The 6,573-nt window shown below is 29.3% G+C and carries 10 protein-coding genes; all 10 read left to right on the top strand.

Annotation, left to right across the window (positions count from 1 at the left end; translation table 11 throughout):
* The first annotated feature begins 721 nt into the window (after nt 1-721).
* On the top strand, nt 722-853 hold the full coding sequence (locus EUBIFOR_RS13475) for a hypothetical protein (protein ID WP_003866062.1): 132 nt from the start codon (nt 722-724) through the stop codon (nt 851-853).
* Nucleotides 854-1,035: 182 nt separating this feature from the next.
* Nucleotides 1,036-1,911: a hypothetical protein gene (locus EUBIFOR_RS10625; protein WP_040466517.1), complete on the top strand. Its 876-nt coding sequence runs from the start codon at nt 1,036-1,038 to the stop codon at nt 1,909-1,911.
* A 726-nt stretch (nt 1,912-2,637) separates the two neighbouring features.
* A complete protein-coding gene (locus tag EUBIFOR_RS10615) occupies nt 2,638-3,279 on the top strand; it encodes an ATP-binding cassette domain-containing protein (RefSeq protein WP_003866059.1) in 642 nt (213 codons plus the stop codon).
* A 33-nt stretch (nt 3,280-3,312) separates the two neighbouring features.
* Nucleotides 3,313-3,966, top strand: a complete 654-nt coding sequence (locus EUBIFOR_RS10610) for a hypothetical protein (RefSeq protein ID WP_003866058.1) — start codon at nt 3,313-3,315, stop codon at nt 3,964-3,966.
* A 42-nt stretch (nt 3,967-4,008) separates the two neighbouring features.
* On the top strand, nt 4,009-4,371 hold the full coding sequence (locus EUBIFOR_RS10605) for a hypothetical protein (RefSeq protein WP_003866057.1): 363 nt from the start codon (nt 4,009-4,011) through the stop codon (nt 4,369-4,371).
* The gene (locus EUBIFOR_RS10600; protein WP_003866056.1) at nt 4,352-4,693 is read left to right on the top strand and encodes a hypothetical protein; all 342 of its coding nucleotides are present in this window, start codon (nt 4,352-4,354) and stop codon (nt 4,691-4,693) included. Before EUBIFOR_RS10605 ends, EUBIFOR_RS10600 begins: the two co-directional genes overlap by 20 nt.
* Nucleotides 4,694-4,713: 20 nt before the next feature.
* Nucleotides 4,714-5,406, top strand: a complete 693-nt coding sequence (locus EUBIFOR_RS10595) for a DUF975 family protein (RefSeq protein WP_003866055.1) — start codon at nt 4,714-4,716, stop codon at nt 5,404-5,406.
* A 15-nt stretch (nt 5,407-5,421) separates the two neighbouring features.
* Nucleotides 5,422-5,757 carry a hypothetical protein gene (locus tag EUBIFOR_RS10590; RefSeq protein WP_003866054.1) on the top strand — a complete coding sequence of 112 codons (336 nt, stop codon included), beginning with the start codon at nt 5,422-5,424 and terminating at the stop codon, nt 5,755-5,757.
* A gap of 63 nt (nt 5,758-5,820) precedes the next feature.
* Entirely contained in the window at nt 5,821-6,078 is a 258-nt protein-coding gene (locus EUBIFOR_RS10585; protein ID WP_003866053.1) for a DUF975 family protein, read from the top strand.
* A 123-nt stretch (nt 6,079-6,201) separates the two neighbouring features.
* Nucleotides 6,202-6,573: ATP-binding cassette domain-containing protein (locus EUBIFOR_RS10580; RefSeq protein ID WP_003866052.1), on the top strand; the 372-nt coding region annotated here is incomplete at its 3' end.

Here is a 6,573-nt window from a genome sequence, read left to right as displayed (position 1 = left end):
CAACATTTTGTCATACACTTTATTATACACTCTTGGATTTGTGTGATTCTGTTATCGACAACATTATCTAGAGTAAAAAAAAGCTCCAATGTTTTAATTTTTATTTCTTCAATATATATTCTTTTATATTTATTAGGATATGGACAGAAACTTTTTACATTAACAAATAACATTATATACATATTAATTTATTTATTTATAATTGGATATTACATATATGTAATATTTAAAATTTTAGATATAAAGAAAAAAGGTTAAATGATAAAATTCATAGAAGCAATTAATACAATAACCAATAAAAAAATAAAAAGAGAGGATTCCCGTCCTCTCTTTTCTCATGTTCAGTTATTGAACATCGTTATGTACTGCCTAAATTATATCATACTTTTTAGCGAATGCAATGCTCATGATTAGGTGAAATACTATTGGGTCCATGTATATTCGATTCGTGCTTTCAATATAGTTGCTTTTCCCTGTCATATTCTTTAATTGAAACTCTAAAATTATAGATTGTTTCAGGGAATATGATACTGATTTATACCTTGAGAAAGTATTGTTTAAAACATACAAACTTAGTATATTAGATAGAATTATTTACTAACTAAGTTATATTACACATGAAAAATAACAAAGGATACGTTTGATTGAAAATGAAATAAAAGTAGTATGAAAACGGTTGCAACTATGATAATATGAAATTAGAAAAGGAGGACATAGTAATATGACATTAGATTGGTTAGTTTACGTATTAGGTGTAGTAGCAGTTGTTTTCTTAGTCGTTATGTTCTTCAAGTATAAAAAGCACAATCGATATGCTGATAAATTTGAAGACACATATCCAGATGCAAAGTAAGATCATAGATAATAAGCTTCCAAGACTACAAGATAATATGAGTTCAAGTTGTTTAAATGTTCTATGAAAATAGAATTGTATGATTATACACAACATTATAGGTGCAGATGATAAATAATAATTTTAGTTTCAAAAGAAAGGATAATTGTTTACGGCTATAAAAGTAAATATGGATATATTTCATGAAAAAAAGATATTTTATTTTATGTGGTGTTTGTGTGATTATCTCTTTGTTTTTCTTGATTTATCAAGGGACTACATATTTTATGGTGTTGTCAAAATATTTTTCAGGTAAAGAACAATATTTGCAGGCTTATAGAGAAGCGTGCGTTGCTTATGGTGGAAGTTGTGAAGAAGTTAATGGATTAGTGTCATTAACAATACATTATTTTGATTCTGTAAAAGGAAATTTTGCGTATTTCATAGATCATGGAACAATGGCGTATGGCTATCTTGTTCCACTGTTATGTTTGTTTTCGGGATTAAACTTTCGTACATATTTAGATACGATATTTTCTTTAAATGCATATAGAAAGAAAGATTATGTTCGCTTTACATTGAGTGAAATGAATAAGGAATGTTTAAGATGTGCTCTTTCAATTTATTTATCCTATTTAATTTTATGGTTATTTGTTGGAATTGTTATTAATCCAGCCGATTCAGGCGAATTAACAAAATATTTTTTATCTGATGTTTTTGGAAAGAATCTATATATAGATCATCAAAGGTGGTATTACTTGATGGAAGGAACAATTCGTTTTTTCTTTGTTCCTTATGTATATGCGTTTTTAGGGACTACGATTGCATATACGTTCAAGAGAAAGGTTGATATTGTTATATTGCCTTTAGTTTTTTATTACGGTGTTAGTTTTGTTGCTCAATTTTTGATTACCTGGAATATGGCATTTATTTATGTTGATCCTATAGCTATTATGGTCAATGGTGCAATTAGTGGATACAGTAGTTTGCTTCTAATGTTATTTACAATTGTGATTTATGTTATATGCATAATTGTTGTTACATTAAAGAGTAAGAAGTGTGATTGTTATGCTAAATAAACTAAAAAGAATTAGTAAGCTATTAAGTAGGTATTTACTTTTGATTTTTGTGTTAACACTTATTTCAGTGTCTGTGTTTTTAAGAAATCTTAAAATGGTAATGATAGAGTATGCACCGATAAAGAAAACTGATTCTTTATTTAGTGCCATTCGAATTGTACTAATGGACAAGAATTATAGTTCTGATTATGGGTTTATATATCCAAATATGATTTCTATGATTGGTTTTATACTTTTTGTAATAGTAATACTATGGATTATAGAAGATAATAAAAATTTTCACTATAGCGAATATAATTTTTGGCAATATCGAATGTCAAAAGTTTCATTTTTAAATAGTATCACAATTGACTTGGGTAAAAAATGTTTCTTTACTTGGTTTTCGATTTGTATTTTTATAGGTTTCATTTGTGTCGTTGAACATTGTGATGTTTCAAACTTATTTATGATTTATATGTATCTTATTCGTTTCTTTTCGCTGTTGTTTGAGATTATCTTTTTGCGAACGATTTTTCAGATATTATACAAGAAAGAGTTTTTTGTATATCTACAATTTCTTTTTCTGATATTGATGACATTTCTTGATAACTATTCTAAAACAAATTTAGTGACAATGAGTTCAAATAGCGTTTTTGAAGGAATATATTTTTGCATAATAATTGTGATGTCAGTTTTATCCTATTGTCTCATCAGAAAATTTTACATAAATCAAAGTGAGGATTATTTATGATTAGTTTAAAAGGTGTTTCAAAATCTTATAAAGGCATAACAATTTTTGAAGATGTAAATATTACTTTTATGCCCAATAAGTGGAACTTCATTGAAGGAGTGAACGGATCAGGAAAAAGCGTTTTATTAAAGCTTATATGCGGATTTAGTAAACCAGATACGGGTATAGTTACGGTAGATGATTATGTTATCGGACAAGACTGTGACTTTATACAAAATGCAGGAATCTGTATAAATTCACCAGATTTTTTTAACAATTTATCTGGAATGGATAATTTATTGGAAATCGCTAAAATAAAAAAGATAGTGACAAAAAATGAAATCTATCAATTTTGTAAATTATTCGGATTAGAGGAAGATATTAATAAAAAATATAAGTATTATTCTTTAGGTATGAAGCAAAAGCTTAGGATTATTCAAGCAATAATGGAAAGTCCAAATATTCTAATATTAGATGAGCCTTTTGATGCTTTAGATAAACAAGCTAAACAAATCATGCAAAATTACCTGAATGATTTTATCAAAAAAGAGAATCATTATTTAATATATACCAGTCATTCGAATGAACACAAAGAATTTGCAGATGTAATTTATAGCATAGATGCTAAAACAATCAAGCAAATTAAAAATGTTGAATAACAAAAATATTCATATAAAAAAGGAGGTGGACCTATGAAGAAGTATGCAGCGGCATTGCTAAGTGTATTCTTGGTTTGTGGATGTTCGAATATAACACCAAATAATGAAAAAGTAGAGGTTAGTCAGGAAAAACTAGAGAATATGACAGCCTTATATACGGGTTTTGCAGAAGCGAATGAAACAATTGATAATAAGTCGAAGATTGGTGTATGGGCCTATTATGAGGATGGTACAAAAGAATTCATTACGGAAGGCTGGACAGTCAAAGAACCTGTTACATTGGAGGCAGGAAAGACTTCAGAAGTTACTGTTGAATATCAGGGCTTAGAAAGTACGATTATGGTTGAATGCAGTGAAGTGGATGAAGCATCCTTTAAGGCGGAGTCACAATCACCGGATCAATCGGATTTAGAGGTTACACATTCTAAGTGGTATGGAAAGAAATTGACATATACGGGCAAAATCATTGCTCGAGTGGATGATAAAGATTTTAGAGGATACATGATCAGTATTTTTGATGATAAGTCTTATGTTTGTGTGCTTGATTTCAATAAAGAATTTGATTTTAAAGAAGGTCAAACCGTTACGTTCTGGGCATATGGTCTTGGGCGTGTGGAATCCAAAGGATTGTTTGGAAAAGAGAGAAGTTGTATTGCGTTTAAGGCAAAATATATGGAAGAAGCATAAGTGCGTATTTGAAGAATTGAAAATGGTAAGGAGGCCAAACTTATGAATTTAAATAATTATGTTAAATTTGATGATTCTCGTAAACAATTTGAGATTATTACTGGAACACAAGGAAAATACTCTTATGATGATGTGATAAGAGTATCTGTTTTAAATGAAAAGGCAAAGTATAAGGGAAAAGGAATTCCATTTACAGCTGTACTTCCAGGTGGACCATTACCATCTGGCTTATTTCAGAATCCATATTTGTATGTTGGAGTGAAGATTGTTTTAAAGGACGAAACTGTATTAGCTATTTATGTGTCAAAAGAAAAAACAATGGTCAATACAGATCAGTACATACAAGATCGTAAGATCGCAAAGAAGATAGAGGAGATGATTAAAAATGTGTGTGAAATTTCATGATGAAGAAAAAAGATTAGAAGTAAATGGTGGAGCGAGTTGTTTATATAATGATATTCAAAAGTGTTCTATTCAAAATGAAGATGCTAATTTTAAAGGTAAAACGAAACCATTTACACATACAATTTTAGGTGGAGCTACATTTATGGCTGGTGCAGTAGAACCAATGATGTATGTTGGTATTAAAGTTGTTTTAAAAGATAATAGTGTATTACCAATATATGTTTCCAAGGAAAAAGTGTTATTTAATAGTAATAAGTATTTAAATGATGTTAAAGAAGCCAATGCAATATTGAAGAAATTAGAAAAGAGATTGCATGTCTAAAGAAAGTTGGGTGAAAAAATATGTGGAACAGGCAACAAGTTAAAGAACAAGCTAAACAAATCATGAAACGCAACTATTGGAAGATGTTTGTGGTTGCGTTGATTGCAGGAATATTGAGTGGTGATTATGTGACTGTTATTCAAACAGTACAAGATTTTGTACCTGATGTTGTAATGCCAAGTATGTTTTCTTCAATCCTTTCATTTTTATCAATGGGATCTATTGTAGGATTATTATTTTCTATCTTTATTGGTAATGTCATTGTAGTTGGAAAAAGTAGATATTTTATAAAGAACCATGATGTAAATCCTGAGCTTGGTGAAATCTTTAGTGGTTTTAAAGGCAACTATTTAAATGTAGTAAAAATCATGTTTTTGATGAATTTAAAAATATTACTATGGATATTCCTATTCATAGTGCCTGGAATTATTAAAGCTTATGAATATTCTATGATTCCATATCTATTGGCAGAAAATCCAAGTCTTTCTGCTTCAGAAGCATTCTCTTTGTCCAAACAAATGACGACTGGACAAAAGATGGATCTGTTTGTCTTAGATTTATCTTTTCTAGGATGGTATTTTCTAGGCTTTCTTTGCTTTGGAATTGGAGCATTGTTTGTGCAGCCATATGATGTAGCTGCGTTTACAGAGGTTTATTTGATTCTAAAAGAATCTGTAAAGAAGGATGAGTGTGCGGATATTCAAAGTGATTAGGGAGTATACGACTGGATGAAAATGAGATTTGTATTTGTAATAGCTACTCTTTTTACGATTAATTTCGTTCATTTACTGGTGTTGAGAAAATGGGGAATGAGTGAAAAAGTTGATAAGGGGATAATGATGTGGTACGGGAAACTAAGTTATAGAAGAAAGTTTATTAGAACATTATGGATAATTCCAATAGATATAGCTATCATGTTTGGGTTTTATTATGAATTTCATTCACTTCGTTGGACTTGTATAATAGCAGTTATATTAAGTATTATTTTGTTTATCCAAGCTTTCTATAACTACAAAAAATGGCAGGAAGAGATTGTGACAACAGACAATAATGAGAGTAACTAAAATAAACGGAATAATTTGTAACGGGTATAATTTCCAAGAACAAATATTATTGAGCGAATAGAAGTGTCTTATGGATTTATTTACATCCAATCCTGGTTTCTAAAAGATACTGTATCAAAACAAATGATGACAGGACAAAAGGCAGATCTTTTCGTTTTAGACTTATCTTTTATTGGATGGTATTGCCTGGGTGCACTTTGTTGCAGAATTGGAATTATATTTGTACTACCTTATCCACAAGCAACAAGAGCTCAAGTTTATTTGATTTTAAAAGAATCTGTAAAGAAGGATGAGTGTGTAACTGATTCTCAAAGTGATTAAAAACGACAATCTCTATTGATTAATTGAATAATATAAATCTATGTTGAAATAACAACGGATTACATTTTAATAGAGTAAATATTCTGAATATTTGGTGTAATGTTTGAGAAATGAGGATAGTCTATGATTGAAATAAGAAATGTAAGCATTGAAACAAGACATAATATTTTAAAAGATGCAAATTATATATTTGATGATGGAAAAATATATGGAATTGTAGCTATTAATGGATCAGGTAAAACAACATTCTTTAGAACATTGGTAAAACTGTTACATCAATCTTCAGGTCAAATAAAATTTGATATGAAAAGTGTTGATGAATTAAGAAAGAACGTATTTTATTATGAGTCTCAAGAATGGCTGGATAAAAATTTATCTGGAATGGATTATTTACGTTTTGTAAGTTCGATGTGGCCATCGGATAAAAGAATAGATTCAATTGTTGAATACTGGAGCATGGAAGAGTATGTCAAGTTGCCTATTAAGAAATACTCG

The organism is Holdemanella biformis DSM 3989 (assembly GCF_000156655.1).
Taxonomy (GTDB): Bacteria; Bacillota_I; Bacilli_A; order Erysipelotrichales; family Erysipelotrichaceae; genus Holdemanella; species Holdemanella biformis.
This window is presented reverse-complemented; position numbering and strand designations above follow the sequence as displayed.